Annotated in this window: 4 protein-coding genes; all 4 read right to left on the bottom strand. The window is 31.6% G+C overall.

The genetic code is table 11. The features are described 5' to 3' along the window. Positions 1 to 8: 8 nt before the first annotated feature. On the bottom strand, positions 9 to 302 hold the full coding sequence (locus J6Y29_04710; GenBank protein MBP5427172.1) for a type II toxin-antitoxin system RelB/DinJ family antitoxin: 294 nt from the start codon (positions 300 to 302) through the stop codon (positions 9 to 11). 140 nt (positions 303 to 442) lie between these two features. After that, positions 443 to 652, bottom strand: a complete 210-nt coding sequence (locus J6Y29_04705) for a heavy-metal-associated domain-containing protein (protein MBP5427171.1) — start codon at positions 650 to 652, stop codon at positions 443 to 445. A gap of 12 nt (positions 653 to 664) precedes the next feature. After that, the gene (locus J6Y29_04700) at positions 665 to 3,061 is read right to left on the bottom strand and encodes a hypothetical protein (GenBank protein MBP5427170.1); all 2,397 of its coding nucleotides are present in this window, start codon (positions 3,059 to 3,061) and stop codon (positions 665 to 667) included. A gap of 1,150 nt (positions 3,062 to 4,211) precedes the next feature. Continuing rightward, positions 4,212 to 4,619: hypothetical protein (locus tag J6Y29_04695; GenBank protein ID MBP5427169.1), on the bottom strand; the 408-nt coding region annotated here is incomplete at its 5' end.

The following is a 4,619-nucleotide window of genomic DNA, read 5'->3' as shown; positions in this document are numbered from 1 at the left end:
CGGGGGACTTAATTGTTCCCCTTTTTTCTTTCTTCTCTTGCTTTTCTTATTTCTTCATTAATCTCTTCTATTGTTTCTTCTGTATCTACACTTGATCCAACATAAGGAGGAGAATACCCTGTATTTACACTATCACGAGAGGCTGAATCACCTACTCTTGTATCAAAAGGAAGTCCCCCAACCACTACTGTTCTTTTTAGGAACATTCTTATTGCAGTTGATATATCTAATCCCAGTTCATTATATATTGCGTTTGCCTGATTTTTTAGTTCGTCATCTACTCTAACTTGCAGTATGGCCATCTTTTACTCCTCCATTTCTATACCAAAATTGTATTACATTATAATTATATTGTCAATACAATGTATATACATAAGGGCAAAATAATGGCCACACAAGTCGTGTAGCGCATAATTTTATACTAAATTGAGATATATTAGGATTAATCTATCTTAGTAACTGTATATCCTTCATCCTTAATAGCATTTTCTATAGTTTCATTTGCTATTTCATCGCTTAAAGATACTATGGCTTTCTTGTTTTCAATATCTACATCTACTGAAGTTATACCATCTATTGCCTCTAGTGCTTTTTTAACGTTTGCCGCGCAGTGTTTACACATCATGCCTTCAATATAAACTGTTTTTGTCATAATTTATCTCCTTTAATTTAATGAGTAGAATACATACCTTGCTACGTTTATAGGTTTTAGTCTATAGAAGAATCTAAACAATGCCTTACCCACTCTATTCTTTTTATATTCTATGTTATTTGCACATATTATATTTACATATGTATGCTCTTTACTAAGCTCTATAGTCTTACTCTCTCCCTTAAGTAGCGAGAAGTAATTATCCTTTGGTATAGCATCTGAGTCTATACAAACATCATATGCAAATGTATCTGCAGATATTGTTAGTTTGTTACCATATAAGTATGTATTGAAGTTAACCTTCTTAAGCGGGAGCTTATATGGTCTATCCATAATCTCGTATATGCTCTCTCCATTACATGTAATCTTTAGAGCATAATCCTTATTAGTCTTTAGCGCCATTACATATTCTGAACTATTCTTATCTAAAGATAAGTGTTGTTCAAAGGTTGAGACTATCTCATCTGTCTTAATATCATACTCTTGGATCTTTAAATCTATCTCTTGAGGAGAAAGAGTATCATTGTGGGCGAATATAACGGCTCTTCCCTTTTCTTTAGAACACGTTAATGTAATTGGCTTGAAGAATTCCTTTGCTTTGTATTGAAGAGCTTTAGGGACGCCTTCAAAGTCTACAGAGCTCCAGCTTGGACAATTCCATACATCATTATATTGCCAGTATATAGCGCCATTACATCTTCCCTTGTTTTGTCTAAAGTGGACTGCTGCATTCTTTATACATTCTGCCTGGACTATACCTGTAAGGTATGGAAGAGTTTCAAAGTATTTAGGGAAATCGAAGAACTCTGTTAAATAGAACAGCATTTTCTTATTTCCGCCGCCGCACTTTTGGTGTGCATTAAATGATTTAGAGTTAATATCTAGTTCATCCCCACTTGCAAATGTGTTTATTGCCTTCATAGATGGAAGGGATTCTAGTCCAAATTCAGATAAGAACCTTGAATATCTCTTTCCGTAATAATCTAGTTTCTTAAGGCCATGCCATACATTCCACATATGAGTATCTCCGTGGTTATCTGAAGATATATCCTTCATGAAATCACTGCCAACAGGAGATGTTGGGATATAAGACACATTTGTTATATCTTTTAAGATATCTGGGCATACATCATAGAAGAATTCTTTATATGCCTTTAAAAGTTTTGTATTGCTGTTCATCCAGGCATACATTGTTTCTATTTCATTATTACCACAAAACAGTGCAAGGCATGGATGATTAGACTCTCTTATAACATTATATGTTATTTCTTTAATTACATTTTCTTTGAAGTCTTTATCATAGAATGGATATAATTGGCAGGCAAAGCAGAAGTCTTGCCATACAAGAATACCGAGTTTATCACACTGAGACAAGAAGTACTCATCTATATATGAACCACCGCCCCATACACGGATGATATTGAAGTTAGACTCTAGTGCGAGATTAATATAGTAGTCTACCATCTCTTTTGTTATATCTTCATATATAGCGGCAAATGGGATTAAGTTAGCTCCCTTTGCAAACATCTTTTCTCCATTCAAGACAAAGCAGAAATTAGTGCCGTATTCATCCTTGCTTTGATCTAGATACAATGAGCGAAGACCTATTTCCTTTATTACTTCTTCTTCTTCATTTTCAAAGACTACCTTATATAAAGGTTGAGTTTCTTTATTAGACATTTCCTTTGTATACCAAAGAACAGGATTCTTAATCTCTGCATAGCCGTCCTTAACAGGAATCTTTTCATTTGTTGGAGTAAGGATAAAAATATCCTTTGCACCCAAGCAAGATACATATAATTTAGATAATTCCTTATTTGTCTCTTGTTTTATGGCTATATCTTTTATTTCTTCATTGAAAGCCTTGAGATATATCTCATCCAAAATACCGCAGTATGGTACGCATGGACCCCAGTCCCAACCGAAGTGGCAACCTGGTTTTCTAACATACGGGATACCATTAACTCCGTTAAAGTTTGTTGGAAGTTTATTTTTCTCTTGTTTTTCTCTTATATAGTTATATGCAGAATGGCACTCTATCTTGATGTTATTGTTTCCTTCTCTTAGTTGAGCCTTAATATCTACATTTAGCGGGATATATGCATTATTAAGGGATGCAACCAAGTTATCGTTAACATACACATTTGCCAAGGTGTCTATGCATTCACAGCGAAGTGCTACATGATTAAAAGATAATATTTCTTTGGTTATTTCAAAAAATCTTGAAAATGAAAAATCATTCTCGGCTATTTTTAAAGCCTCCTCCTCTATTCCGGATATTAGAGGACTCACTATAATTCCTTGTTTTACAAGATTACCAAAATCTGTACCAGGGACATCTCCCTTTAAAACATATTTCTTATTTTGAGATTCAATATCCCAAACACCATTTAAACTAACTTTTTGCATATTATCTAATTTTACTTTTTTTCTTGAGTATAAATCAATAGATTTATTATTAAGGTATCCACACTTTGCGCTCTTGATTTTCTATTTCTCTTTTTAAGTAATAATTCCTCCTTTTTTGATTTTTCTCTTTTCTTGGAGACTATGTCTCATATTTTCTTTTATTCTTGATTGTGACTACGTCACCTAATATCTTTCTTGTCCTTAGAAGAGCCAGATCCCAATCTCTCTAGGTTAAACACACTTAACGTATCTTAACAACTTATCTCTTATTCTTTTATATTTTTTATTAATTATTATTTATTATTTTTTTCTTGGAGACTAACGTCTCATTTCTTCATGAATCTTTTTACTAACAGAGAAACCGGCACATACATATAAGCTTATTTCACTTTATTATTTCTCTCTTAGTTATTTTATCTTTATCTTAGAAGAGACACCCTACTCACTTTAGCACATATACACACTTATTACTCCTTAAATACTATCTTCTTATACAAATTATTATTTTCTTTATCTAAGTTTAAGCTTTATAAAGAACCCCGCATCTTTTCTTTTTATTAAAGCTTTCTTTAACTTTCTTTTATTTTTATTTTTCTTAATAATTTCTTGTATAAACTTTATCTTTCTATATATCGTCAGTTAGTATAAAGACTAAGAATATTTTGTTAACGCTACGCTTTTACTTATATTTACTTGATTTCCCTTCTCAGGGAAATAATATATTATGAATATTACTTAAACACTTATATGATACTATAATTGGGACACACTTAGAACGCTTACCCCCGCCACGCGTTCATGGCATCCTAGCATATTCTGAGATAATAAAATACATAAAGAAACACAGTTTCTCGCCTAACTGTATCCATCTTTACATATTTACTAAAGATCTAGAACAATACAAAAATTAGCGGAGTCTCACCACTACTCATTTATAACCACTATACACATATACCAAAAATCGAACAAACGTTTGTTCGTGATTATATTATACTACAATTTTAGAGGATGTCAATAGTTTTTTAAAAAAAAGTTTGAAAAATTTTAAAATATTTTTTGAGTGCTTATTTTTAGGGTAAAAAGGTATTTTTAGTCTAAAAGACTAATATTCTATTGCCTTTACTATTAAATAGTATATAATAACTCTCTATTAAAACTCATCATGAAAATTGTTGTTTATCCATTCGATCCATTTAATAACTGTTTGGGATCTTCTTTTATACATTTCTTCACTGTCAAACTTAACTTGTGTTTTTAGTATTTCAATAACATCGTTTCTATCTAATTTTGCACCTAAGCGTTTTTCTAAAAAATATATATGCGCGAAAATTTCATGAGATAATATAAGTTTTGCCAATTCTATTTCTTGTTCTGTTCTTGATAGATGTCTTAGTATTTTCCCGTTTGAAGTAAATTCTTTTTCACTATTAATAATACCAAGATACATACATGCAGATAAATAATATTGAACTTGCCTATCTGCTATACCATTAAACAAAACACTTATTCTTTTTTTATCTTGCAATATTTTATCGTCTTCGACGTTGAGCAAACTAAT

This window comes from Clostridiales bacterium (assembly GCA_017961515.1).
Taxonomy (GTDB): Bacteria; Bacillota; Clostridia; order Acetivibrionales; family RGIG10202; genus RGIG10202.
This window is presented reverse-complemented; position numbering and strand designations above follow the sequence as displayed.

Excerpts from the sequence above, each read along its gene's own strand:
- J6Y29_04710 (MBP5427172.1), bottom strand. The coding sequence starts at position 302 with ATGGCCATACTGCAAGTTAGAGTAGATGACGAACTAAAAAATCAGGCA.
- J6Y29_04705 (MBP5427171.1), bottom strand. The coding sequence starts at position 652 with ATGACAAAAACAGTTTATATTGAAGGCATGATGTGTAAACACTGCGCG.
- J6Y29_04700 (MBP5427170.1), bottom strand. The coding sequence starts at position 3,061 with ATGCAAAAAGTTAGTTTAAATGGTGTTTGGGATATTGAATCTCAAAAT.